Source organism: Rahnella laticis (assembly GCF_015644585.1).
In the GTDB taxonomy this organism is placed as follows: Bacteria; Pseudomonadota; Gammaproteobacteria; order Enterobacterales; family Enterobacteriaceae; genus Rahnella; species Rahnella laticis.
In genome coordinates this window covers 253994-280848 of the sequence record NZ_JADOBI010000007.1, presented here as the reverse complement: position 1 = coordinate 280848, position 26855 = coordinate 253994, and the positions used below count along the sequence as shown (strand labels likewise).

Sequence of the window (26855 nt, the reverse complement as noted above, 5' to 3'; positions counted from 1 at the left end):
CAGGGAACGATCTTGAGTAAGAAATTGACATCCTGTTTCAGGACAAACGGCATGGTAGCCAGTACCCGCGCCTTCCCGCGCAATTCAATTGCACTTTTAGTTTTGATGAGCTGCCACGGTGCGTGGGCAGAAGATTACTTTGACCCTGAGCTGCTTTCGCTGGGGACAGGCACTTCCGAGGTCGATTTGTCCGCATTCTCGCACGCGGGCGGTGTGGCCGAAGGGGATTATCTGGTGACGATTTTCGTGAACCAGCGCGAAGCCGAGTCCCGCGATCTGGTGTTCAAAAAGAATTCGCAGGGCAATGTCGCACCGCTGCTGACGCCTGAATTGCTGAAAACGCTGGGCGTGAATGTGGATCAGCTGCCCGCGCTGAAAGAGTTACCGAAAGATCAGCCGGTGGACAACCTGACTGCGCTGATCCCGCAATCCACAGTGAAGTTTGATTTATCGCGCTTGCGGCTGGATGTCAGCATCCCGCAGGTCGCCATGCAGCCGGGCCGGGACAGCCAGAGCGATCCCGCGCAGTGGGACGACGGGATCCCGGCGATGCTGTTTAACTACAATCTCAGCGCCGGACGCAATGAGCAGACGGTGAACAACGATCAGCGCGCCACCAACAACGTTTTTGCCAACGTGCAGACCGGCGCGAATGCCGGGGCGTGGCGGCTGCGCAGCACCATTACACACAGCCATTCCGACACAGACAGTGGCAACAACACCGACAGCACGCGTTTTTCCAATACCTATCTGGCGCGGGATATCCGCGACTGGCGTTCGCGCCTGCTGATGGGCGAAGCCAGCACCGGCGGCGATGTGCTGGACGGCGTGCCGTTTCGCGGCGTGCAGCTGCGTTCCGCCGACCAGATGATGCCCGCGCGGTTGCGCGGATTTGCGCCGCAGATTAACGGCGTGGCGAACAGTAATGCCCGCGTCACGGTGCGTCAGAACGGCTATGTGGTGTACGAGACGTACGTCGCGCCCGGCCCGTTTGAAATTAAAGATCTGTATCAGGCGGGGATGTCCGGCGACCTGGACGTGGCGATCACTGAAGCTGACGGCAGCGTTCACAGCTTTGTGGTGCCATATTCTTCGTTGCCGGTGATGCTGCGGCCGGGCGCGGTGAAATATGAAGTCACCGCCGGACAGTATGACGGCGGCACCACGCAGGGCTCGCGCCAGTCTGACTTTGTGCTCGCCACGCTGATTTACGGTTTACCGAAAAACCTGACGCTCTACGGCGGCCTGCTGACGTCGCAAAAATACAGCGCGCTGAGCATGGGGAGCGGCGTTTCGCTCGGTGACTGGGGCGCAATGTCGGCTGACGGCACGTTTTCCAGCACGCAGTTTGAAGACAAAAACCGTCAGGGCGGTGCCTCTTGGCGCGTGCGTTATTCCAAAAGTATGCTCACCACCGGCACGTCAGTCGATCTGACGGCGCTGCGTTATTCGACGCGAAACTATTACAGCTTCTCCGAATACAACAGCCTGGGTTATGCGCAGAAGGAAGACGTGTCGCCGTGGATCATGAGCCGCCGTCGCAGCAGTTTCCAGACGCAGGTGACGCAGCAACTGGGCGATTTCGGCTCGGTCAGCCTGCGCGCCAACCGTGATGATTATTACGGCTCGACGAAAACGCTCACCAGCCTTTCCGCAGGGTATAACGGCAGTGTCAAAGGCATCAGCTACGGGATTTATTACACCGTAGACCGGATGAAAGGCAACGGCGACTGGCCGGAAAACCGTCAGGTGTCGTTCAACGTGAGCATTCCGTTCAGCATTTTCAGTTATTCGTCCGCGCTGCAAAACACCTACGCCAGCAGCCAGTTCACGCATGACAATCAGGGCCGCACGCAGGGCCAGGCCGGGATCGCGGGCAGCAACGCCGACGGCGCGTTTTCTTACAGCGTGATGCAAGGCTGGGGCAATCAGGATCAGGTCAGCAGCAGCACCGCCAATCTTGGCTATCAGGGGAGCAAAGGCAATATTTCAGCCGGTTACGGCTATTCGGCAGACATGCGCTCGATGAACGTCAACATGAGCGGTGGCGCGGTGGTGCATTCGGAAGGCGTGACATTGTCACGACCGCTGGGCAGTTCCGTAGCGCTGATCAGCGCCCCCGGCGCGGAAGGCGTCAGCCTGTCAAACAACGGCGGAAAGAGCGACTCGCGCGGGTACGCCGTGGTGCCTTATCTCTCCGATTACACCCGCAACAACATCGGGCTGGACCCGAGCACGTTGCCGGATAACGTCGATTTGCCGCAAAACCAGCAGACCGTTTATCCGACCAACGGCGCGGTGGTGAAAGCCAATTTTGCCACCCGCATTGGCTATCAGGTGCTGATGACCCTGACGCGTGCAGGCGGCGCGGGCGTGGTGCCGTTTGGCGCAACCGTCGCGCTGGTGCAAAGCGCCACCAGCGAAGAAAACACCGGGATCACCGGCGATAACGGTCAGGTCTATCTGACCGGCCTGCCGCAAAAAGGCGAGCTGTCCGTGATGTGGGGCAAAGGCCACGATAAACAGTGCCGCGTGAGCTACAACCTGCACGGCCTTGCACCGACCGCCCAGATGCCGGTTATCCAGATGAAAGGCGAATGCCGCTAACCATTAACCCTCAATGAATTCCGGCGCAGGGCGTTGAAAATCACGCCCTGCGCCGCAAATGGAGTCAGACATGACCGCTTTAACTTTTCATTCAAACGTATTTTCAGACCGCCCGTGGAAACGCCGGGCAAAATACCTTCTGGGCGCGGCCGCATTGCTCAGCGCGGCGAACTGTTCCGCACTGCAACTCAGCTCCGGCTATCAGGTAATCAGTGACGTGGTCAGTACCACATTGCCGTGGACCACCGGCGGCGTGGTGCCCGGCAACAAACCCGGCTGGTACTATTCGCAAAACCTGGTGCCGTTTCTGGGTTACGGGCAGGTGGGGACAATCCTGGTTTCCGCCGCACCGCTGGCCACCGGCGAATGCATCAACATGTACCCGATGGCGACGTACGACGGTTATCGCGGCTATGAAATTGCTGCCGGGATCCTGGTGATCCCGTTTGGCACGATGTCCGGCCCGATGGTGGTCACGGCGGGAACCATGAACCCGATCACCACCGGCGGGACGTTCACCCCGAACAGCAACGTCGGCCTGAACACCACGTCCACTGCGTCATGGGATAAATTCGGCACCGGCACGGGAAATCTGAGCACCCGTACCGACTGCATCGGCGTGGGTACCACGTATACCGTCTCCACCGGCGTCGTCGAAATGAACACCGGCGGCGGCACGCAGGCGGCGATAGGTTACGGAGTTTACGTGAAACCGGGCGCGGCAAAAATGGCGACCAAAACCGTCTACGCGCAGGCCTCGCGCGGATATCGCTGGAACGCCACCACGTCAACATTTGAACAGCGGACGTTTTCCCTGACCTGGACCGGCGTCAGCTGCAACGTGAGCACGCCGTCCTCGATTTCCTTCGGCGACGTGACGCCGGCGGACGTCGGTAAACCGGGCGGCATTCCGGTGAGTTCCACGCTGGATGTGACCTGCGTGAACCCGACGGGCACCTCATTGCCGGTGTCTTATTCGGTAACGCCAAAATCACAGGCCGGCGACCAGAACAGCGTGCCGCTGATGTCAGCCAGTGGCGCTGTCAATGGCGACGTGCGCGGGTTCCGCGGCACGACGGCGGCCACCGATGCGGGTTGCACCAACAAAAGCTCCTCGGTTCCGATGGACGGCACGAAAACCACTCTGCGCACCATCACCACGGAAACATCGTGGTCCGATCCGCTGGTCTGGGTGTTGTGCCCGCGGGCGAGCGCCGACCCCGGCCTGGCGACCGCAGCGGTGGCGATTGATCTGAACTGGTAGAAGGCGGGTGACGTTGCGGTGAGAAAAGGCATTCCCTTCGGGGGATGCCTTTTTTACGGGAGGGGATTGGGTGTGTTGCGGAAGAAAGCGGCCATCTCAACCGGCTTCGAGAAGTAATATCCCTGAAAATGCGTGACGCCCATTGCGGCCAGCTTCACTTTTTGCGACGCGGTTTCCACGCCTTCTGCAATGGTCATGCAACGCATATCCTGCGCGATGGCAATGATGTTGCGCACAATGGCTTCTCTGCTGGCGTCGGTTTCAATGCCCGCCGTAAAGACTTTATCAATCTTGATATAGCGCGGACGGAACTGCATCAGGTAGCGGTAATTGGAATTCCCCGTACCAAAATCATCTATCGAAATCTGCACACCCAGCGCGTCGAGTTGTTCACACAACGCCTGAGCAAGTTGCGTATCTTCAACAGGTTCTCTTTCCGTAATTTCCAGCCCGATCTGCCAGCCAGAAAGCGGCGTTTTTCGCCTGAATTCCCGGCACCAGTCTGCAATGTCATGATTCATAAAGTCAGCGGCGGAGACGTTGAAAAATAACGTCATATCGCGGGCGGGAATAATGTCCGCGGAGTTCAGTGCGTCCGCAACATGACATAATCCCGACTGCGTTATCCGGGTGATCAGACCATTTTGTTCCGCCAGCGGAATAAACTGCTCAGGGGAAATATGACCCCGCTGCGGATGTTTCCAGCGCATCAGTACCTCGCCGCCAACGGTATTACCGCTTTGCGCTTCGACTATCGGCTGAATAAAAGGAATGAGTTCATTTTTATCCAGCGCTTTCCCAAGCATAAACAATAAAGTATTACGGCGGGAAAGTGTTTTAGTGGTTATTGTCGAGAGCAGGGCGGAGAGTAAAAGCGTCAGGAAAACCCCTGACTTTTCATCCTGCCAGACAGTTTTCAACAATAAATTCGGGCTGACCGGCGCAACCGGATTTGCGCTGATCTGGTACTGATACTCCGGGGAGAAATAGCGCGCAGATGCGGTATTGTCGCGGTGCGTCAGAACCTGGCCCGCCGCGTTAAGCGTCAGGCCGTTCAGCGTCATCTGGTAATCCGTGCGCCTGTCGTGAGTTTTAAGTTTGTTTTGCAGGTAATAGCCGTCGATGCCCACCATCACGCTCTTACCGGCATGCAAGGTGCGGTAGATGAGCAGCGAACGGTAAGGCGTGAGCGCATTGCCGTCCATCAGGGAGAGCCCGACCGGCGGCGTGCTTCGGGCATCCAGTATGAAGTTCTGAGCCCCGAAAACCGAGGAGCAATAAATCTCGTTGCCCCGGAGCAGGCTGACCGTGCGGATATCAGGGATGGTCGCGACGATTTTACGAATATCCGTTTGCGTGGCCGCATCACATTTCCCGGCCAGAAGATGCGCGGCGGCGTCACTGGCGATTCTGGCATGAGTGAGCACGCGATCAATTTCGTCGCGAATCATGAGCACGTTTTTTTCAGCTTCTTTTTTCTGGCTGAATTTCATCTTTTCTATAACAATCCATGCGCCCGCAAGATTAATGCTGACAAATGTAATAAAAGTAATAGAGAGTCTGTTGCGAAGACGCATGTGTTACCAGGTCTAATATTCGGGCGACAGTTGTAAGCTATTTCGCCTAAATAATAAATAAACAACCACCGGCTTTAACGTTATTTCAGATTGTGGCTACGCCTGTAAGAAAATTCTGACGTAATAATCATCTTACACTGATTTATTTACTTGAATTATTATGAAAAAATTAACTTAATCTGTAAATATAAAAACAGGTTATTGACTGACGATTGGGATCGTAAACGGACAGTATGAAAAAGGAATTACTATGGGCTCGCCATGCATTATTGTTTCGGAAGATAATTTTTTCAATGCCGGACTAAAAGCGCTGTTTTCATCCAATGCGTTTGGCGCCGGTTATGTCATTGTCGATGTTGAATCGACCCGCCGCTCGCAGGTGGAACAGTGCTTATCTCAGGGGAAAAAGGTTTTCGCTTTTATCGACAGCGACTTTGATTATTACGCGTTATGCCATCTGGAGAACGTGATTTTTATCGACCGGCGCAGCGGGGTCAGCGAAGTGCTTTCGTGCCTGTCGCTCAATCATGCGCATTTCAATTACCGCGTAAAAGCCAAACTTTCCGAACGTGAAGGCGAAGTGCTGTCCTGTCTGCAGGAAGGGTTAGATACCCGGCAGATCGGCGAACGTCTGGGCGTCAATATTAAAACCATCTACGCCAGCCGTTCGCGCCTGATTAACAAAATGCAGGCCGGGAACCGCATCTATCTGTACCGGAATATTGCGCGGTTGTGAGGGTGTTACTCTTCCCCGACGCTTTCAAAATTGAGGGACACGGAGTTCACGCAGTGTCTCAGGTTTTTCTCGGTTAAATACTCGCCTTCAAACACGTGGCCCAGATGCGCCTGACACTTGGCACAGACGATTTCGGTTCTGCGCCCGTCGGCATCCGGCACGCGTTCTACCGCTCCCGGAATTTCGTCATCAAAAGACGGCCAGCCGCAGTGGGATTCAAATTTGTGCTCTGAGGTGTACAGCGGTGTTCCGCAGCGCTTGCACACATAGCGGCCCGGCGAAAAATGCTCATTGTAGACGCCCGTGTGAGGGCGTTCTGTCCCTTTGTCTTCAATAACAAAGCGTTCAAACTCGGTGAGGTCATTTTTCATGGAATTCATTCCTGTTAAATTGCGTAAAACAACTATCATTATATTTTACAACCGCAACACCTCAGTGACAATGCGGTTTACCCTGACAACGTAAAAGAGTGTTTTTTAACGGCCAGCGTCTAATCCCTTCAGATAATTTGTTTACCTAAGTCATTTAGCTTTTCCTTATGAACCCATCAATACTAAAATTACAGAAATTATAAAACTTAAGTCTGAAAATGAGGGAAAGCTGTGAAAGATACAAATGTTTTGGAAAACGTACAGAAACTCAAGGACTTCGACTTAAACTTATTGAAGGTTTTCGAAACCGTTTATATTTGCCGTAGCGGCATTCGCGCCGCGGAAATGCTGGGTGTCACCGCCTCAGCCATCAGCCAGTCTTTGCATAAGCTGCGTATCTTTTTCGACGATCCGTTGTTCATCCGCGAAGGAAAGGGCGTTTCTCCGACCAGCATTGCCGACAATATCCATGAAAGCATCAGTGAAACGATCGGATTACTTTTCGAGAATTTGCTGATTTCTGAACCGACTTCGCTCAACCAAATCACTATCTATTGCACGCCATTTTCAGCGGTCAGAGTCATGCCCACGCTGGCATCTGCGTTAAAGGAAGCGGGCATACACTGCGGCATAAAGCACATCAGTTCGGACGGCATGCTGGAAACTACCGAGGAAATCCTCACTTACCGTAAGGCCGATGTGGTATTCGGTACCGCGCCTTATTACAGTTTTTCGACGGTGACCGAAGTTTTTGATTCCGCGATGGCGGTGGCCGTTTGCCGTAAAGATCATCCGCGGATTGGCGATGTTCTGACACAGGAAAACATGAAAAAAGAGAGGTCCACGTTTTTACTGAATAATACGGAAAGTGTTAAAAAAGCTCAGGTGGATCTTGAAAATTACTTTGTAAAAAGAGAATTTGCTTTCAGCAGCAGCTCGTTAATCACTATCCTGAGTATGACGGAGGCATCTGATTACATCAGCTTTATGCCTGACTGGTTCGCTGCAAAGTTTGCAGGCTCCTTTAATCTTAAAATACTAAAAAGTGATTTTGTATTACCGCCGGTAAGCATTTACATGACTTATCATAAAAATCTGATGAAAAATACTGAGCTCTTTAATGTTGTAAAAAAAATGCGTGAACAGAATAATAAAAGTGAATGATTTCATTTAAAACGTTGGCCGAGCGCCGTCTGGTCGATGTTTATTTCAAGGGTATCTCTATATGCATACTACTAATCCCATGCTCATTTCATGATCAACCTATTAGAAAGTGAGTGGTTTATTCGATAAATCATGTATCGCGTGAATAAAGTTAGTGAATTCCAGTTTCTGTTAAGTTCTTTAATTCTCTGTATATAACCAGAAATTAATTATCTGGTTAAGGGGTGCTGTATTTTGAATTCAGCAAGGCTAAAGGTAATTACAATAAGGCTATATTAAGATGCCGCCGGTAATAACGGTGGCACATAGTTAATTGATGTGCTGAATCATTAATAATCAATATTGGATTCAAGAATGAAACGTTTTTTGATTAAAGCACTTCCTGCTGCTTTGCTTCTGTCAGTTGGCGCATATTCCACTCTTGCTGCTGCATCTGATGGTGATATCACGTTCAACGGCAAGGTTGTTGCTGCGGCATGTACCCTGAACGGCTTCAACGGCGGTAATTCTGCTAATGGCGCTGTTATGGCACTGGCGACCGTGACGCCATCTTCTTTCAATTTCGCGGGGGGTTATGCGGCGATGAAAGACTTCACAATCGATCTGAAAGATTGTGATACGACTACGATGAAAAATGCGATGGTATCTTTCAGCGGCACGCCAGACACAACTGATGGCGCAATCTTGAAAAACACCCAGACCAACGGCCCGGCGACCGGCGTAGGTATCGCGATCCTGGAAAATGATGGCACCACGCCGATCGCCATTGACGGGGGTAAACCTTCAAAACCTCAGGCTCTGACTACGGGTAATACCTCACTGCTGTTTAAGGTTGCTTATAAAGCAAACACTTCTACACCGGAAGTAGAGCCAGGTGGTGTCAGTGCGAAAACGTTCGTTGATATTACCTATAACTGATACACGCACGAAAAAGTTTTTAAATTTCTCTGATCTGTAAATGAAAGCGGGCTGGTTTTAATGAATATTCATTTTATTTTTATAATGATGGTCATCATTATTATGCCCGCTTGTTTTTCACTGAATAGTTTCGCGGAAGAAGTTTCACTTAAAATTAATAATGAAACTTCCGCTTTCGATGCCGATTTTTTACGTAAAGATTCACAGGCCATTCCGCAACAGTTTTATCATCCGGATGAAACCAGCCCCGGTATTAAAACGGCCGATGTTGTTCTCAATGGCAGAACGTTATTCAAAACAAAAATAGACTTTATTCCGGTCGCCGGTAAAGAGGGCGCAGCGCCCTGTTTAACACAGGCATTGTTGCACCAGATGGGCGTCGATCATCATCTGAACGAAATGGCAAAATCTGGTGATCAGGCGTGCTATGACCTGATCGCGAAATGGCCGGAAGCCAAAATTCATTATGACGAATCCATGCAGCAGCTGGTGATCACCGCGCCTCAGGCGGCCATGAACGTCTCCTCGCAAAGTGAAATGATTGACCCGACGCTGTGGGACAGTGGCGTTAACGCCCTGCGGTTAAGCTATTCCGGCTATGTTTATCATACGGAAAATCAGGGGGATAACGCCGAATCAGCGAGCAGCGACACGGCATACCTGAGCCTGAATTCCGGGGTGAATCTCGGGAACTGGCGCTTCTACAGTTTTGACACATTTAATAAATCTGAACGGGGTTGGGAAAATAACCACGACCGTGCGTACGCCGAGCGGGATATCGCGCCGCTGGTTTCCCGTTTTACCGTCGGTGATGTTTATGCCAGCACGTCCAGCGACGTACTCGGTATTTTGCCGGTGCGCGGCATGACGCTTGAAACCAATGCGCAGATGTTGCCGTCCGATACGTTCAGCTATTCACCGGTTATTCGCGGCGTTGCCCGCAGTAACGCCCGCGTGGTTATCCGTCAGCGCGGCAACATTATTTACAGCAAAACTGTTTCACCCGGCAGTTTCGCCATTTCCGATTTAAATAACGGGCAGATTGGCGCGGATTTAGACGTCACTGTCGAAGAAAGCGACGGCAGCCAGCAGCACTTTAGGGTGCCCTATACGTCGTTGCCCAATATGTTGCGGCCCGGTTCCTGGCGCTACAGCCTCAGCGGCGGCCGCTATCGTGACAGCGGAATTTCCTATCAGCCGCTGGTGGCACAAGGCAGCCTGCAATACGGCTGGGACAAATTAACGCTCAGCGATCTGATTGTCGCCGGGGAAGGTTATCAGTCGATGGCGCTCAGCGGAGCCTTCAATTTAGGCGTGATGGGCAGCGTTTCGCTCGACTGGGCACTGGAACGTCATCAGTCCGGGAATGATAACGATCTCGCCAACAATGATGCAGCGCAGGCGGTGGGCGATCAGGGGCGGGCATTGCGCCTGCTCTATGCGCGCCGTTTTGACAGCTCGGACACTTCCCTGCAAATCATGGGTTACCGCTATCAGACGACGGATTTTATGGATTTCCCGGAATACGCCGGCTGGCGCTGGGGGGATGACGACACGCAGCGTCATCGCAAAAATGAAATTCAGGCTACGGTGAATCAGGGGTTGGGCGAGTTTGGCAGCGGTTATTTCACCTTGCAGCAGGACACGTATTACAACTCGAACGTCAAAGACACCTCTTTAACAATGGGCTACAGCTTCAATATTAAAGCGGTCAATGTGAATGTCAGTTACAGCTATCAGGCCAATACCGGCAATGAGTATGACGACAATGACAGCCCGGATCGCCAGCTGTCGCTGAACTTCTCCGTGCCGCTGGATATCGGCGAAAAACGCAGCCGCAATCTGTCGTTCGGTACCAACAGCAGTAACCATTCCGGCGATTCGCAGATGGCGACCGTGTCCGGAACCGAACTGGACAGCGCGCTCAGTTATTCGCTGTCCGCACAGCACGACAGCAGCGGTTATTCACCGGCGGGTTCGCTGGCTTACCGCAACAGCATGGCCAATATGAATGCCAGCGCGAGCGCCAGCCGGAGTAGCAAACAGTATTCGGCGGGGATCTCCGGCGGCGTGGTGGCGTACGGGCAGGGCGTGGTGCTTTCGCAGCAGCTGGGCGACACCATTGCCATTATTGAAACGCCGGGTGCCAAAAACATCAGCGTGGAAGGCCAGCCGGGCGTATCGACCAACCGCTGGGGACGCGCCGTGGTGCCGTCGATATCAGCTTACCGCGACAACGCGCTCTCGCTGGATACGCGTCACGCAGAGGATAACGTTGAATTAATCGACGGCGGCGAAAATGTCATTCCGACTCACGGCGCGGTGGTGGTTCGCCGCTTCCAGACGAAAGTCGGACGCCGGGCGATCGTGATGTTATCGCTGCCGGATGGCAAGCCCGCGCCTTTTGGTGCAATGGCCTGGCAAGGCAAGGAGCAGGTCGGCATGGTGGCCGATAACGGATTACTGTATCTCAATGGCGTTTTAGAAGACGCAGAGGCAGTGCTGGATGTGGCCCTGGAAAACAATACACAGTGTCAGTTTGTTTTACCTGTCTCCAAAGGTCAGTCTGACCTTTGGTATCAACAAGTTAACGCGATTTGTCGCTAAACCGAGTGTTCTATGAAATTGACTAAAATTGCAGTGCCGGTATTGATGAGCCTTCTGTTATTAACGAATGCGGCATCGGCGGCAGTCCGTCCGGCGCTGACGCGCGTCATTGCGCTGGAAAGTGATAAAGAAACCTCCATCAAGCTGCTCAATGACGATAAATATAACGATTATCTGGTTCAGTCGTGGGTTGAAGATCTCAAGGGTAATGATAAAAATCTGCCGCTTCTGCTGACGCCGCCGTTATTTAAAATCGGTGCGGGCCGCGAGGGGAAATTACGTATGGTGATTTTGCCGGGCAAAGTGCCTCAGGATCGTGAATCCGTTTTCTGGCTTTGGATCCAGGAGATCCCGCCGGTGAGCAAAGTCGAAGGAAATCAGTTGCAGGTCGCCATCCGCACGCGTGTCAAAGTCTTTATCCGTCCCACCACGCTGAAAGAAAAATCCGCCGATATGATTACCAAATTGCAGTGGCAGGTCGCTCAAGAGGGCGGCAAAAGCTGGCTTATCGCGAAAAATCCGACCGAATATTACGCCAGCTTCTCTGAGCTGTCCGTCACCGCCGGGGGCAAACCGGTTGCGCTTGCCGATAAAAACACCATGGTTCCGGCGAAAGGCGAAACCCGCTACGCCCTGCCCGCAGGCGTTGCCGGTAAACCGGGCACGCTGAATTATTCTGCGATCAACGATTTTGGTGGCGAAACGCCGGTAATGCATCAGTCTTTAAAATTCTAGCAGGCAAAGAAAATGGGCAGAAGAAATCCGGGATTGAAAGTCACCACCGCAGGCATCGCTTTGATGTTGTTTAGCCTGCTGCCGGTCACCGGCCAGGCAGCGGTTTTGCATTGTGATATCGATTCCGGTGGCGCTCTGCCATTCTCGCCTTACACGCGGGAAAACCCGATTGCCGCCGACCAGGATATCCCGGATTATTCCGTGGTGTTGTCGCTCGATTACGCACAGTTTTTGCCGAATATGCGCCTGAGTTGTACGTCTGACGGGCAGGAATTTGAAGCGCCCGCGGCTTTTGATGGTGACATATCGCTGAGCCTGAGCGCCGTGAATGACGCGGCGCTGGACTGGACCGGCGAGGCGCAGACCACCAACAATGGCATTAAGCTGCGGATGTACATCAAGGCCGTGGCGATTAATGAAGAGACGCTGCCGGACAGTTATCCGCCCGCCAGAATGGCTTCAGGCAAACGGCTTGGCGTGGAATACCCGGTTATCAACGGTAAAGATGACACCACGCTGGTGCAGTTTGGTGCGCAGTACAACGCTTCGAAAACGCTGTACAAATACGACAAGAAATACAATTTCGCCATCGAATCGATGCGCGCGGAGCTGATTAAATTTGGCTGGATGGAGTACGGTTCTGAGGCGGTGATCCCGCCGGGCGCACATCTCACATTTACCATCGACGGGCTCAGTGGCATCACGACGGTTGACGTGCCGCTGGGCAGCGGCGTTTATATTGCCGCACCGTCCTGCACGCTGGACAACAAACATCAGGTGGTAGATATCGGCACGCTGCGTAAAAGTGGCAGCGGTACGTTCCCGCAGGAAGGGCCACTGACCCGTTTTGGGATGGATTTCACGTGCAGTAGTTACACCAGTAACGTCGAATTCACGTTCGATGACGCGAATTCTGCCCTGATGGGAAGTGACACACTGGTGGTACACGATGCCGCGACCAATAAAGCGCTGAACGGCATTGGCGTCGGCCTTTATGACAGCACCGGCAAAGCAGTCAGAACCGGCGTGAAGCAAAATCTGGGCGTCGGCCAGCAGGGCAAAAACACCGCCACATTCCAGGCTGCAATTGTCCAGACCGCACCCGCAATTACGGATTCCGGCGGCAATAACTTCACCGGAAACATTACCGCAAAAGCGAATGTGACGATTACGTATTATTAAGTAACGGAAAAAGGGTGAGTACCTGATTAGCCAGATCTTATCGCTCAATTAAAAACAGCTATCCGGAGATAGCTGTGAGGTCTAACTGTGCGGGGAAAGCTTGTCAGACCTGCGTCAGGCCGCCATCCACGCAAATTTCAGCTCCGGCGATATAGCTGCTCTCGTCACTCGCGAGGAATAGCGCAGCATTGGCGACTTCTTCAGGTTTGCCTAGTCTTCCCAGCGGGATCGCACCGGCTAATCCGTTGCGAACATCATCAGACGCAGCCGCCATCATTTCAGTATCAACAGGGCCCGGCGCAACCACGTTTATACGGATGCCGCGTGGGGAAAGTTCACGTGTCCAGGTTCGTGCAAAAGAACGTAACGCCGCTTTACTGGCGCTGTAAACGCCGTATCCCTGAGTGCCAATCACATCGGCAATCGACCCCACGAGCACGACGCTGGCACCGGGTTTCAGCAGCGGAAGTGCTGCCTGTAACGCAAAAACAGGCGAGCGCACATTGAGGCCAAAAATTTGTTCAAAATGGGCTGCGCTGATGTCATCAATCGTGGCGTATTCGGACATTCCGGCGTTGATGACCAGTACATCGATCTGGCCAGATTCGGCCTGAATCGTCTGCATAATGCGGGTTAGCTCGCTTAACTGGCTCACATCTGCGCGCAACGGGATCCGGGTTCCTGAGATTTCACTGCCAGCCGCCTCAAGCTCTTCTTCACGCCGCGAGGTAAACCAGGTTGTTGCGCCTTCACGGGCAAACCGCTGGCTAATCGCCAGACCAATACCTTTCGCACCGCCCAGTACCACGGCCACTTTGTTGTCTAAATTGCCCATCTGTATTCTCCTGTTTGGTTGGAAAACAGATGATATAAAATTTATACTAGATAACAATTACGCACTTTGTTTATATCAGGTATAGAGGAGTATATCGGCATGGCTGAAATCGAGGGTAACAGCTTGAGAGATGTAGGAAAAACGCGTCCGGTGTTAGAACACATCACCAATAAATGGTCGATTTTAATTCTCACCGTGCTCTGTACCAGACCTTCGCGTTTCAACGAAATCCGCCGCCGGCTGGATGGGATTACGCATAAAGCGCTGGCAGACGCCTTAAAGCGGCTTGAGCGAAATGGCCTGGTTAATCGTGAAGTGTTGCCCACATCGCCGGTTGGTGTGGAATACAGCCTTACGCCGCTGGCGCAGACATTGCAGCAGCCGTTTATCGCGCTGTATGACTGGGCGCTGGAATACGGCCCGGCCCTTGAGAGGGCGCAGGCGGACTATGACCTTGTGCATGCTGATGAGGTTCAGGAGGTTTAAGAAGCACGCGCCCCCATAACTTTGCGCCATAACGAAGGAAGCTCGTCAATTAACGCCCCGGTGACGCGTTGTTTCGCCGCGCCGGGTGGCCAGATCGCCACCATCGTAATGTCCAGCCCCTGATTACCCACTTCACATTCCATCGCCTGCACGTTTTTCCAGCCTGAAGCCTGAAAATGTGTCGGTAAGAATCCCCAGCCCTGACCGTTTTCCAGCAGATAGCGCAGGGTAGAACGCTCATTGACATACAACGTTTGCCCGGAGATTTGCAGGCTGCGGGTGATTTGCTCGTCGTGTGCTTTGTGCATGACGACCTGCGGGATCAGCGAGAGATTCAGCAAAGTCAGCGGGCGTTGCTGGTGCTGAAACAACTGTGCGGACGCGTAGAAATCAAGCCCGATGTTACCCAGCGCGCGCCATTCCATTTCTGTCCCGAGTGCGCGGTTGTTGGCCTGACATACAGCAACCTGCGCTTTACCGCTTTTTAATGCGGCTTCGGCTTCTTCCCGGGAGGCGCTCCAGGCACTGAAACACAGGCCTTTTTTAGCCATTTCAGCGATCACCGCTTCGATAAATGCCGGCGAAACGAAAGGGTCGTACACCATGACCAGCTCCTGCCGTTTCGCATCCGGTAAGGATTGGGCATAAGACTCAAAGGCCTGCGCCTGACGCAGCAGTAAATGTGCCTGCCGGTGCAATTGCTGGCCTTGCTCGGTCAGGATTAATGTGCGGCCCTGACGCACAAAAAGCGTATAGCCCAGCGCGTCCTCAAGGTAATCCAGCAGATCGCGCACCGTGGTGCGATCCTTTCCCAGCAAAAGGGCGGCTCTGGATAAACTCCCTGATTCCGCAACGCAGGCGAAGGCTTCAATTTGCGAGAAGGAATAACGTAAGGCAGACATAAACTCTTCCAGTTCATCGATTTATAGGGGGATTTTCCCCCATAACGTGATTTCTTCAAGGGGTTTTTCCTTTCTATACTCCGGTTTTCTGACACAGGAGTCATTCAATGAAAAATAGACAAACCTTATTTCCGGCGGTAATGAAACCTCTGGTGCTAGCCGTGGCTTTGGGTTCCGCCTGGTCATTTGTGCCCTCCGCGCTGGCGGAATCCGCGCAAAATTGTGACGGCGTGATGCTCAGCAGTTGCCCGACGCCGCAGGACAAAACGCTGCCTGACCCGAAAGATATGCTGAACTGGGATCAGACCGCGCGCGTCATCGGATTTCGTAATGACTACCGCAACTACGCGGGCGATGTGTTTAAGCACGGTCAGTCCACGCCGTTTGTGCGTGCGGATAAGCAACTGAAAGAGGCCACGTACAGCGTGAAGGGGAAAACGTATACGTTGCAGGATTACCTCAAACGCCAGAATGCCACCGGAATGCTGGTGCTGAAAAACGGCAAAGTAGCCTATAAATATCTGGGCGAAGGCAATACCGACCAGACACTGTGGACATCGCGCTCAGTGGGGAAATCCGTGGTTTCAACGCTGGTGGGGATTGCGATTAAAGAAGGGAAAATCAGTTCTCTGGATGACCTCGTCACGCGTTATGAGCCTGACCTGAAAGGCACGGCCTGGGATGGCGTTACGATAAAACAACTTATTCAGCATACCTCCGGCGTGGCGTGGAATGAGGACTACACGAACCCGCATTCCGATTTTGCCAATCTCACGCAATGTGAAGCCAGACCGGGAACCTATGACTGTGTGCGTAAAATTGTTGTTGGCCTGAAACGTGCGCATCCGGCCGGGCAGTCATGGTCATATTCATCCGGCGGCGCGTGGTTACTGGGCGATGTGCTGGAAAAAGCCACCGGAATGCCGCTGGCCACCTACCTGCAACAGTCCATCTGGCAACCTTACGGCATGGCGCACGATGGCGTCTGGCACTCCTACGAACCGGGCAAACACGATGTGGGCGCGCACGGTTTTAACGCCACACTGGAAGACTGGGGACGCTTTGGCGAGTTTGTGATGAGCGGCGGACGTCTCCCGGATGGCAGAAAAATCCTGCCTGAAAACTGGATTGAGCAGGCAGGCAACTGGACGACGGCGAAAAACTCCGTGTCGGCAGCCCACCCGAACGGCCTTTATGGTTTTGAATGGTGGAATAATGAAGTGCCCGCCAATGCTACAGACGTTACCCCGGCACCTTCGGACTCACTGAAAGGATCGCTGTGGGCGTTAGGGATTTATGGCCAGATCATCATGGTCAACCCGGCTGAAAATCTGGTGATTGTTCAGTGGTCGACATGGCCAAAAGCCGAGCCTGATTTCAGCGCCCAGCCTCTCGAGGCATCGCTTATGTTCAGCGCGATCGCACAAAAACTTCACTGAGATTGTTTGCGCGAATGAGAATAAAAAAATCCACGCTAAGGCGTGGATTTTTTTATTGAAGCAGGAAAGAGATCAGACGTTGAATCGTGATTTTAAAGTTATGTTATTAAATTATTTATTTTATTTTATTAATTTTTTTACGTGTACTCATCATTGTACTCATTTTGGAGTTTGCTCGCATTAGTAATGCGAAGGTCGTAGGTTCGGCTCCTATTAACGCCTTAAATTTTTCAGGACAACAGAATTAGGTCATTAGGTTAGTCTTGCAACGGTGAAAACGACATATAGCCAACCCAGGTTACAAACAACTGAACTTCGTTTGCATGCTGTCGAAACCCACCTTCTCTCATTGGGAACATTCCTGTCAGAATAAGTGCACAAAGAGCATGTCGCGATGGCGCATCCGTTCGCCTTTTTTCAGGTCGGAGAATGATTCCGGCATTCACTGTGCGGGATGCTCTGGGTTGCAATACTCACGGATAAACCAGGTGGGTAAGGGATGCCGATACAGTCGGGCTGACAACGCGATGAGGATTTGCCAATTTCCATACCATCTAAAGTCAGATGAGGCTGCGGCACCGTCAAAGATTTTAATTGACGCCTCGCCTTCTTCCCTTGCTGAAGGCCTTAGGCCAGACAATGCCTTGGATATCCCAACGCTATAAATGCCCTGTGACGAGCCGCTTAGTGTTTCGAGTCGTGCTGTCGGAAACCAGCGCTCAAGTGTTACCCCCTTCATTAGAGGAAGGATCTTATCCCGCAGTGCTTGGAAGGTTTCTTCATCACTCAGTAGTGACGTCACAGTCGCGAGTGCTGGCACCAACGTTGAGGTCTGGAAGAAATCACGACTCTCAGCCTTGTTTCTGTCGAGGGCAATAGCATCTTCCAGCGAGTCGGTGTCGACCGGCAGATAACATTCTGTTCTCAGAGCATGGTGAAGCCGGGCCACAACTTCTCCTGCGATAATCCGCGTATTGTCCCAGTCTGACTCGCCCATCAGCGCGCAGAAGAGCAGGGTAAGGTCGATGCTGTGCCCGTCATAAAGGGGAAGTAGTACCCCCGAATGCTGATTGACCAGATGAATGATGGCGTTGCGGAGCGTCGTGCGAAGCGCCTCATTTCCAGATTTTTGCTGGAGTAATAGTAAGAGGGTAGACAGGCGTCCTAGTTCCTCAAACATAAGCTCCAGGTAGAAGACGCGATCCGGGCGCCAGCGGAGGACGGCTCGTGGTGACTCCAGGGTAGGCATTATTTTTTCAAAATAGTCCATCAGAGCTTGTATATGCAGCGTAACTAGGGTTTCAAATCGGTCAATAAAGGCGTGGTCGGCATACAATTCCAGTTTTGCCGCCTCGGCCCACATACGCAGTATCAGGTATTCACCGCTAACGACCCCAGGCTTTAAATTGTCTTCGCTTTTTCCCCAGACCAGCAGGACCGCCCAGCCCATCGACGCTGCGGCACATCGCCTTAAAAACTTCTTCTTTCGTGTTTCTGCACTTTGTTCTGACTCCTCGGCCTGTATTTCAAAACAGGCATCAACAAAGCGGATAAACCGGCTTATCGCCGAGCTTGACTCCTCAAGGCCGGCCAGAGCCGCGCGGAGGTCAGATTTTCCCCGTGCCAGCAGTAATGTTTCATCGAAGAGGTACTGCTCTATCCATGGTGTGATCTGATCGGTGCCCCAGAATTCAAGACTGCAAAGCGGACGTGTTGCGATGTCTTCCGTCAGGGCTGAAAAACCGGCCTGGGCTTCTTGTAGCAGTACGCCATTGGATACCAAGACGATTCGTTTATGCAGCGGCTTGAGCGGTTCAGGTAAACGATTTCTGAGGAAGTCATTGCAGGCCTCCCGGATAGAGGGATCGATAGACTGCGGCCCACCGTAAAAATCGGCCCGTCCGACGTTGCCGAATTTGATGATAAAGACAAAAACCTCATCAACCCCGTCGGCACCCACTTTGGTCGACAGCACGTCAACACCAGCCTGTGCGGGGCCAATCTGTGGGCGACTGAGCACATTGTGTCCCATGGCCTTAAGCAGTTCTGGCAGCAGTACATCGAGCTCATTGCGCTCACGCAGGCCCGCCAGGTAATGGGAGAGAACCAGCTGAATACTCATTCCAGCTCTCCTTTCCACAGTCTGTTTCTGGTCCGGTCACCTGAAAGTGGATCGGTGCGCCAGGTGAGGGGCAACTCAACTTCAATCTGAAAGGGCATCATTTCCAGCGTGGTTTCTTTTACATCGTCACCCACGGAAAACTCTACTGCGGTTTTGTTGGCGTATTTGAAATGTTGCTTTGTGAAGAACTGACCAAAAATGGAGTGCTCTTCCGAGTGTCGTTGAATCTCCCGGTTCTCACTGCGTTTCAGACTGGCATACATTAGACGCATTTCAGGCGTCATCGCGAGCTCACGAAGCGCCGGTAGTCCGTTCAGATGGTTTTGCTGTTGTTCCATCTGTGCCAGGGCGTTTTGCGCCAGTTCAAGCGAGATAAACGGGGATTCAGGGCTGGCAAGCAGTCGCTGCGTGGTCCAGGGATACTCTTCCATGTGATGTTGCAGGAGTGCCCTGGCTGCATTGAGTGCCGTGACGCTGGCTGGGTAAGCGATTGCCAGGCTTAAAGCCCAGCCGAGTGAGACGGCGGGGGAAACATGCAGGGCGCAGAGCCGGGACGCCGCCAGTATGGCGCGTGACTCATCGACGGAGGAAAGGTCGTACGCCTGTGGGGTCGCTGCTTGAAGGTGGCACACGCTTGCCTCATGCGCGAGGACTTTCGCCAGCCCATTAAGCGCTTTATCGGTCAGCCAGCAGGAGAGGGCGACTGCAAAAAGCGGAGCAGACTGACCGATTTCATGCAGGCAGTTATCTGCGGCGCGAAGACACTCTTCAGGAGACGAGGCCCTGATGGTTTCGCAACACAGCAGGGTCAGTTCCGCGATAACGGAATGGCAATTGCCGGCATCGGTTCGTAATGCAGCGAGCTGGCGATAGAGTTCATAAAACTGATTTGTCGACATACCGTCCTCAACTCAGAATGCTCAATATACGTGAGGCAGACAGCCCCTCCAGATGAAGTCACACGCCGCTTGCCGGTTCTGGCGTTTTCAGATTCTTGCCTTATCCACTGCAGCGCTTTCAGGGTTTCTTATTCGTTAATGTGGCGAGATGACGCTTAAACCCCTCTTCCTCACTCGCATACTTATTGCTGTTCAGAAAGGGCATCCACATTGATGTGATGACGTCTTTTTTGATTACATTGTTGTGGTCGAAGATTTTGTTGATGGGCTGAGTGAGAATATGGCTCGCTGAGGTAAAGCCGTTAGTTCCAGCTTGGTCAAAAAGTGGATCCAGTCCCACCCATTCGGCTGGTTTTCTCGGCATCCAGCTTACCCATTGTGTTACCAACGGTGCGAAAGTGATCCATATCCGACGCCTGAAATTAGATCCAGGGGTTAATCTGCTCTCCTGATTCGGGAGAGCTTATGGTCACTTTTGAGACAGTTATGGAAATTAAAATCCTGCACAAGCAGGGTATGAGCAGTCGGGCGATCGCCAGGGAACTGGGCATCTCCCGTAACACTGTAAAGCGCTATCTGCGTGCGCAATCTGAGCCGCCAAAATATACGCCGCGTCCTGCAGCATCTTCACTTCTGGATGAATACCGGGACTATATTCGCCAACGCATCGCTGATGCCCACCCTTATAAAATTCCAGCAACGGTTATCGCCCGTGAAATCATGGAACAGGGCTATCGTGGTGGTATGACCATCCTGAGAGAGTTCATACGTTCCTTTGCCATACCTCAGGAGCCTGAGCCTGTCATTCGCTTCGAAACCGAGCCCGGACGGCAGATGCAGGTCGATTGGGGTACCATGCGGAACGGCAAATCCCCGCTTCATGTGTTCGTTGCCGTTCTGGGGTACAGCAGAATGCTGTACATCGAGTTCACCGACAATATGCGCTTCGACACGCTGGAAACCTGTCACCGTAATGCGTTCAGCTTCTTTGGCGGCGTGCCGCGGGAAATACTGTACGACAATATGAAAACAGTGGTACTCCAGCGTGATGCTTACCAGACCGGACAGCACCGGTTCAATCCTTCCCTGTGGCAGTTCGGTAAAGAGATGGGCTTCTCTCCCCGGCTGTGCCGCCCCTTCAGGGCACAAACCAAAGGCAAGGTGGAGCGGATGGTGCAGTACACCCGTAACAGCTTCTACATCCCGCTAATGACGCGTCTGCGCCCGATGGGGATCACCGTCGATGTTGAGACCGCAAACCGCTACGGTCTGCGCTGGCTGTACGATGTGGCCAACCAACGGAAACATGAAACCATCCAGACGCGTCCCTGTGATCGCTGGATAGAGGAACAGCAATCCATGCTGGCGCTGCCGCCGGAGAAAAAACAGTATGATGTTCAGGTCGACGAAGGCCTGGTGGCCTTCGACAGGCAACCCCTGCACCATCCGTTGTCCATCTATGACACGTTCTGCAGAGGAGCCGCATGATGGTTGAACTGCAACATCAACGGCTGATGGTCCTCGCCGAACAACTGCAACTGGACAGTCTTATCAGTGCCGCGCCAGCCCTGTCGCAACAGGCAGTAGACCAGGAATGGAGCTACATGGACTTCCTGGAACATCTGCTGCATGAAGAAAAACTGGCCCGGCATCAGCGAAAACAGGCCATGTTTACCCGCATGGCGGCCTTCCCGGCAGTAAAAACGTTCGAGGAATATGACTTCACCTTCGCCACCGGGGCACCACAAAAACAACTCCAGTCCTTACGTTCACTGAGCTTCATCGAGCGTAACGAAAACATCGTGTTGTTGGGGCCATCCGGCGTGGGGAAAACCCATCTGGCTATAGCGATGGGCTACGAGGCGGTGCGTGCGGGTATCAAGGTTCGCTTCACGACCGCGGCAGATCTGTTACTCCAGCTGTCTACAGCCCAGCGACAGGGTCGTTATAAGACCCTGCTTCAGCGGGGGATCATGGCGCCCAAACTGCTCATTATCGACGAAATAGGGTATCTGCCGTTCAGTCAGGAGGAAGCCAAGCTGTTCTTCCAGGTCATAGCCAAACGTTACGAGAAGAGCGCGATGATCCTGACCTCCAACCTGCCGTTCGGGCAGTGGGATCAGACGTTCGCCGGTGACGCAGCCCTGACGTCGGCGATGCTGGACCGTATCTTACACCACTCACATGTAGTCCAGATAAAAGGAGAGAGCTATCGACTGAAGCAGAAACGAAAGGCCGGGGTTATAGCGGAAGCTAATCCTGAGTAAAACGGTGGATCAATATTAGACCGTCGGTGGAGATGTAAGTGGATCACTTTTTACCCGTCGTTGACACCATTGGTCATTAGGCGCTATTTCATTTCTGACTCGCGCGACTTTGTTGCCGACACAACTTTCCCAGTCATAGTTTTCGTTCAGAATACTGCCGGTGAGGATAATCGTGTTGAAATGTACTGGAGTAAACTCCTCGAAGCCGTCAAGGTAAGCGCCGATCAGATAGGTACCGAAGGAATGTGCAATGATCGAAATCTGCTCACCGTTCTGGCAATAATCTCTTTGAACTGAATAAATCCAGTCCCTAAATGCATCCACTGCTTCTTTCCTTTTTCCCTTGTTCAGCAGAATGTCTGGAGTGGTATAGCCGTAGATATAAGGTGCGACAATCCAGCCCTGGCTACTCGCAATAGGGATCAGATTAGCGTTCCATTCAGCGTGAGTCATGAGCCCGTGAATAGTGACCAGCACGCCCGGGGCTTCATTTAAATCGACCAGATGCCGGTTGAAGTAGGCTCTTTTGATAACTTCATAGGTATCATCATCAGGTTCATGATGGGTTGTCCAAGGTTCGTCCGGGTGATTAAGGCTTATCTGTATCACTCCCACACCACTCCCGAATCGCTCGTAAGACAGCAGTTTTAAAAACGAGGCTGTAAGAATGGGATCGTCTGCTGAGCAGAACATTATGTCAGTGCGTTTACCTTCTAAAAGCAGACGTTCTGGCCTTGTCGGGATGTGATCTTTACTTCGCAGCACGATCACGACATCCAGATCATTAGGGTCTTTTTTGTCGGTTACGTAGGAGCCACCGACCAGCACAAATAAGGCATTACGCGCGTTTGCAAAGTCCAGAATATCGATAAACGCTTTTTTCAGAAGCTGCCGCTTCTCATTAACCAGGCAAAAGCGATCAATAAACTGCTGTGCTGAACAGCGGTGCGTACCCTCAGGAAGGTACCCTTTTGCTGTAAAGTCGGGAATCGTTGTCATCATTTATTTATAGTTAAATATACAAGGATAGGAATATGTCACCAGAGATGCTCCGCAATAAAAAATGCTCTCCTGCTGTATTGTTCTGGGACTTCGGTGTTGTCGTGTGTTCTGGAAATTAATATTGTTTTTCGGTCTGATAAAAACCTCAGTCCTGTAACAGGCTGCGAACTCTTGTAGCAGTTGCAACAGACTTTTTAACTTCGTTCTGCTTTGCATACAGCTTATTGGGTTTATGATGTAATTCCAGCTCTTTTTCGCGTTCGAGTTCACGTAAAGCGATATGGATCTTTTTTACATCTTTAAGTAACTGTACGTCATTGAATCCCAGAACCTGAAGGCGTGTTTCATAGACCATCGTTTCGCTGAAATTGTGCCCCAGTCTTGCACGGCAATGGTAGGCAAGAGCTGCATCAATGTAGTTGCAACTAAAGGTCAGCGCTACGATAGCGTGTTTTAGTGCGCACTCGCGTATTTTCTCCCTCCTGGGTGAATATGGCCTGTTTTCATAGGCCATATACTGTCCCCACGCACGACGATGTGCTTTAAGAGAATCAACGGCAATACTAATAAAAAGCGCTCGGTTGCACGATGTGGACAGCATCCTGATATGGCCCCCGTGGACTTAGATCCCGGCCGTTTTCTGGAAACTGCCAGGCCACGTCCAACATAGCGAAGCCAGCGCTCAGGCTCCATGACATTTTTTATACTTCACTCCCGACCCGCAGGGGCAAGGTTCATTTCTGCCTACCACCCCGAAAAATCGAGTAATTTCGGATTTTGCCGCCTTGTAAGCAAGCTGGGCAATATAGTTCGACTGGTCCTCAAACTCCTGGCGCTGCCCCCCCGTTAACCCCTCAAAATAGGGTTCGATTCGGCGCATTTCTGCTTCCGCCTGCCCATGTTCCCCGACGAGTGCCAGAATGACAGCGTACTGGCTCCGGACCTGAACCAGCCGCTGTACCAGACCGGCTTCATTGACTACGGGCAGGACGTGTTGCTCCATCACCTCTCTGGCACCGACATAGTCCTTTCTTGCGACAAATTCGTCCGCCAGATCCTGTCCTACCCGGACTAAAGATTCGGGGGCTGCGGTCATGTTGTAAAATTTCATCGCGTGAATACGCACAAACGGTGACACTTTTCCCTGCGCGTCATTAATTCTGGCGAGTAACTCCAAGGCATCGGCCAGGTGTTTGATGTGCTCGTGAACATTTTTAGGCTGGTTGATGATTGTCCACAGCACATCCGAGTTTTTACCCATGACATCCCGTGGGGTAATACCAAATAACGCGTAATAGCGATCCACTACGCTCCGGCACAGCGTTTCTGCTTGCTTGTATTTTTTCAGTCTCCAGAGCGCGATAGCATGGGTATAGTCAAAAATACGCGCATGCTCCTCATCCGGAAGACCGGGGCGGGCGTCTTCAGCCAATTTATGTACTTGGGAATGGTCGCCCTTTTCGGATAAGAAAAGCATCCGCTTCATTGTATAGGCCGTGCGTTCCCGGTAGCCAAACTCATGTTCTGTAAGCAAGGCTTTCATCGCATCCAGCCATTGGGTGATTTGTTCAGAAACGCCGTCTTTAAGCTCGGAAAAAACCAGGCCATCGAGTGCCCAGAACTTATGAACCGGTGCCAGTGAGTTCGAAGCCGTTGCCTTTTTCAGGCTTTCCATAATGTCGACAGTAATGCCCATCTCATAAAATAGCTCTTCGCCGGACAGATCGATAAGTGTCATGACGTCGTTAAGTTTGATGTAGATCTGCGTCAGGAGAGAAAATCGCGAAGTGTCACGTGCCTGGTGAAGGCTCTCAATCAAAAGATCTTTTAACGTCAGTAACGCGTTATTTACGATATCCGCGTCCATCATGGTCAGGTGCTGCAGCCCCAGCGCCCTGACAGCGTCATGTACCTTTAATGTCTGGTTGCCATAGTTTTCAATTGTTCCGGTGGCCCGCATTTTTTTAATAAGGGTGGCCGCTCCGCTTGAAGGGATATTCAATGAGCGGGCAAGGTACTCTGAAACCTCATCACGGCTCAGTCCCACATCGGACAGACTGAACAACGCCAGGGCGTTCTGGACCAGTGGTTCAAACCCCTGATAGACACGGCTGAGAATGACTTCCTGCGCGGTTTCCGTGCTGTTTTCTTGTTGTCGCAGTTCAGCGCACAGCGTGTCTATATCCCCTTTGGATTCCTCTGCGGCAACTCTCGCCGCACTTTCGACATACAGCGGCAACCCTCCGGTATAGCTTCGTAGCTGCTCATATCCCAGCGCACTGGCGAAACCACCGAGGTCGGTCACTGCGGCAGCCACTGTGTCGATATCCCATCCCTGTAACGATTCACGCTGAAATCCGGTCATGGCCTCCAGTTGCCGGACATTGTCATGAGGCTGGCATAGCAGCACAAAATGGATGCAAGTTGTGGCATGCAAAACATCCCGCAAATTCTCTACGGGAATACGATGTGCGTTATCCAGAACCAGCAGCAGGCTGTCGTTCCGTTGCCGCAAGACGGTGTCGAACGTTCTCAGTGCTTCAACGCCACTGGCTCCAGGAAGCAGTATTCTCCGCAGGCCACCTTGCTCCTGAGTCGCAAACCTGGCTGCCAGCTCACGAACCAGCGTACTGGCAAGTGCAGGACCCGGAAGGTCGCCGGCGTCGTAATACGCACACACCTGGCTACTGTGCTGGGCGGCTTGGGCTGCCCACGCTGTTTTACCTGCACCGGACAAGCCGCAAATGATGCGCACCCGCTCATCCGACACAAAAGAGGGTTCCTCTCGTAGTGGTCGGTAGAGTGCCGGCGGTGCAGGGAAGTCCTGTAACTGAACAATCAACTGCTCGAAGAGGGCAGGAAGGTCCTTTGTATAAAAAGCATGCTGTCCGCTGGCATCGCCTCCGGTGGCGGCGAGCTGGACCAGACCGGCCAGCTTCCAGATCAGGGATTCTGGCGACAATAACGAAAAGTTCAGTTGCTCTGCTTGCGTGATGCACCAGGCTGCAGCGTCAGCCACGGTGTCCCAGGCAGGGGGAAGTGCGGGATGGCGCTCAGCGTTTGACTGGGGCCAGACAAAACGGACATCCGCAGAAAGCGTCATATCCTCAATCATCTTCTGCAGGTGCGGACCTGGCGCCTGGTTGGCGACGATAATGAACGACGCGCTTCCCTGACGGCGCCCATCAGTGTGTTCGTTACGCAGATCGGCAAACCGCGCCAGTGCGCCAGACACATCGCTGGGAATGATGGGGTTCAGGCGGGTTTTAACCTGAACGTAAATGCGCTCCTGCCTGGAGTTCAGCTCAATATCCTCATCAAGCTCCACGGTCACTGTATCCATGCTGGCTTTCTGTGCCAGCAGCAAGCAACCAACGGCATACAGGTGTTGATAAAGGAATCCCCGGTGTACGGCTTCAATACGTATCAACTGGGCAGAGTCCAGAACATCCGGCGTAGATTTTTCTTCGTTTCCCTGCATTTTTGTTCCTTAAGTTACTTGTTAGAAATACCCCAGATTTACATATCGGCGTGCGCAATGGAATTTAAGCATGGCTACCAAAAGTTTGACCAGAACACCCGGATTAATCGGTGTGCAACAATTTCACCTCATATTCTGGTGGAGGCAGATGTAGTTCGTATGGTGTTACGTCAATAAATTGAAGGAAATCCACTCGTCGTTCGATATGTCAGTAAAACTGGGTATACATCATTGATTGAGAGATGCGGGGGCGTTATTTTC

General features: G+C 52.5%; 21 protein-coding genes. 12 read left to right on the top strand and 9 right to left on the bottom strand.

Annotated elements, in window-relative coordinates:
* Positions 1-51: 51 nt before the first annotated feature.
* Positions 52-2607: a fimbria/pilus outer membrane usher protein gene (locus IV433_RS17355; protein WP_195815013.1), complete on the top strand. Its 2556-nt coding sequence runs from the start codon at positions 52-54 to the stop codon at positions 2605-2607.
* A 70-nt stretch (positions 2608-2677) separates the two neighbouring features.
* Positions 2678-3871 (top strand): hypothetical protein, encoded by a 1194-nt coding sequence (locus IV433_RS17350; RefSeq protein WP_195815014.1) that lies wholly within the window; start codon positions 2678-2680, stop codon positions 3869-3871.
* Positions 3872-3924: 53 nt separating this feature from the next.
* On the opposite strand, the gene IV433_RS17345 is transcribed toward IV433_RS17350, so the two are convergent.
* Entirely contained in the window at positions 3925-5322 is a 1398-nt protein-coding gene (locus tag IV433_RS17345; RefSeq protein ID WP_195822785.1) for an EAL domain-containing protein, read from the bottom strand.
* A gap of 376 nt (positions 5323-5698) precedes the next feature.
* Between IV433_RS17345 and IV433_RS17340 the strand changes: the two genes are divergently transcribed.
* The gene (locus tag IV433_RS17340; protein ID WP_195815016.1) at positions 5699-6184 is read left to right on the top strand and encodes a helix-turn-helix domain-containing protein; all 486 of its coding nucleotides are present in this window, start codon (positions 5699-5701) and stop codon (positions 6182-6184) included.
* 5 nt (positions 6185-6189) lie between these two features.
* On the opposite strand, the gene IV433_RS17335 is transcribed toward IV433_RS17340, so the two are convergent.
* The gene (locus tag IV433_RS17335; RefSeq protein ID WP_195815017.1) at positions 6190-6555 is read right to left on the bottom strand and encodes a methionine-R-sulfoxide reductase; all 366 of its coding nucleotides are present in this window, start codon (positions 6553-6555) and stop codon (positions 6190-6192) included.
* 231 nt (positions 6556-6786) lie between these two features.
* On the opposite strand from IV433_RS17335, the gene IV433_RS17330 reads away from it, so the two are divergent.
* From IV433_RS17330 to IV433_RS17310, 5 genes are all read left to right on the top strand, one after another.
* Positions 6787-7719, top strand: coding sequence for a LysR family transcriptional regulator (locus IV433_RS17330; RefSeq protein ID WP_195815018.1), 933 nt, complete (start codon positions 6787-6789; stop codon positions 7717-7719).
* Between the two features lie 354 nt (positions 7720-8073).
* A complete protein-coding gene (locus IV433_RS17325; RefSeq protein ID WP_195815019.1) occupies positions 8074-8637 on the top strand; it encodes a fimbrial protein in 564 nt (187 codons plus the stop codon).
* 102 nt (positions 8638-8739) lie between these two features.
* Entirely contained in the window at positions 8740-11244 is a 2505-nt protein-coding gene (locus IV433_RS17320) for a fimbria/pilus outer membrane usher protein (protein WP_229893438.1), read from the top strand.
* Positions 11245-11256: 12 nt separating this feature from the next.
* Positions 11257-11979: a fimbrial biogenesis chaperone gene (locus tag IV433_RS17315; RefSeq protein WP_195815020.1), complete on the top strand. Its 723-nt coding sequence runs from the start codon at positions 11257-11259 to the stop codon at positions 11977-11979.
* A gap of 12 nt (positions 11980-11991) precedes the next feature.
* The gene (locus IV433_RS17310) at positions 11992-13161 is read left to right on the top strand and encodes a fimbrial protein (protein WP_229893437.1); all 1170 of its coding nucleotides are present in this window, start codon (positions 11992-11994) and stop codon (positions 13159-13161) included.
* A gap of 103 nt (positions 13162-13264) precedes the next feature.
* Here the strand turns inward: IV433_RS17310 and IV433_RS17305 are convergent, their stop codons facing one another.
* On the bottom strand, positions 13265-13996 hold the full coding sequence (locus IV433_RS17305) for an SDR family NAD(P)-dependent oxidoreductase (protein WP_195815021.1): 732 nt from the start codon (positions 13994-13996) through the stop codon (positions 13265-13267).
* A gap of 99 nt (positions 13997-14095) precedes the next feature.
* Here IV433_RS17305 and IV433_RS17300 point away from each other — a divergent pair, with 99 nt between their 5' ends.
* Complete coding sequence (locus IV433_RS17300) at positions 14096-14482, top strand: winged helix-turn-helix transcriptional regulator (RefSeq protein WP_195815022.1); 387 nt, start codon at positions 14096-14098, stop codon at positions 14480-14482.
* On the opposite strand, the gene IV433_RS17295 is transcribed toward IV433_RS17300, so the two are convergent.
* The gene (locus IV433_RS17295; RefSeq protein ID WP_195815023.1) at positions 14479-15384 is read right to left on the bottom strand and encodes a LysR family transcriptional regulator; all 906 of its coding nucleotides are present in this window, start codon (positions 15382-15384) and stop codon (positions 14479-14481) included. The genes IV433_RS17300 and IV433_RS17295 overlap by 4 nt on opposite strands.
* A 140-nt stretch (positions 15385-15524) precedes the next feature.
* Between IV433_RS17295 and IV433_RS17290 the strand changes: the two genes are divergently transcribed.
* Positions 15525-16823: a serine hydrolase domain-containing protein gene (locus IV433_RS17290; RefSeq protein WP_370530268.1), complete on the top strand. Its 1299-nt coding sequence runs from the start codon at positions 15525-15527 to the stop codon at positions 16821-16823.
* Positions 16824-17265: 442 nt separating this feature from the next.
* On the opposite strand, the gene IV433_RS17285 is transcribed toward IV433_RS17290, so the two are convergent.
* Complete coding sequence (locus IV433_RS17285; protein ID WP_195815025.1) at positions 17266-18945, bottom strand: hypothetical protein; 1680 nt, start codon at positions 18943-18945, stop codon at positions 17266-17268.
* A complete protein-coding gene (locus tag IV433_RS17280; RefSeq protein ID WP_149380794.1) occupies positions 18942-19844 on the bottom strand; it encodes a hypothetical protein in 903 nt (300 codons plus the stop codon). Before IV433_RS17280 ends, IV433_RS17285 begins: the two co-directional genes overlap by 4 nt.
* Before the next feature lie 465 nt (positions 19845-20309).
* On the opposite strand from IV433_RS17280, the gene istA reads away from it, so the two are divergent.
* A complete protein-coding gene (gene istA, locus IV433_RS17275) occupies positions 20310-21332 on the top strand; it encodes an IS21-like element ISYru1 family transposase (RefSeq protein ID WP_195815026.1) in 1023 nt (340 codons plus the stop codon).
* Complete coding sequence (gene istB, locus IV433_RS17270) at positions 21329-22111, top strand: IS21-like element helper ATPase IstB (RefSeq protein ID WP_042526046.1); 783 nt, start codon at positions 21329-21331, stop codon at positions 22109-22111. The genes istA and istB overlap by 4 nt, the downstream gene beginning before the upstream one ends.
* 15 nt (positions 22112-22126) lie before the next feature.
* Here istB and IV433_RS17265 read toward each other — a convergent pair whose 3' ends face one another.
* The 3 genes from IV433_RS17265 to IV433_RS17255 form a co-directional block, all read right to left on the bottom strand.
* Positions 22127-23113, bottom strand: a complete 987-nt coding sequence (locus IV433_RS17265) for a DUF6932 family protein (protein WP_195815027.1) — start codon at positions 23111-23113, stop codon at positions 22127-22129.
* A gap of 145 nt (positions 23114-23258) precedes the next feature.
* Complete coding sequence (locus IV433_RS17260) at positions 23259-23627, bottom strand: hypothetical protein (RefSeq protein ID WP_195815028.1); 369 nt, start codon at positions 23625-23627, stop codon at positions 23259-23261.
* 168 nt (positions 23628-23795) lie between these two features.
* The gene (locus IV433_RS17255) at positions 23796-26594 is read right to left on the bottom strand and encodes an SEC-C metal-binding domain-containing protein (protein WP_195815029.1); all 2799 of its coding nucleotides are present in this window, start codon (positions 26592-26594) and stop codon (positions 23796-23798) included.
* Between the last annotated feature and the right edge of the window lie 261 nt (positions 26595-26855).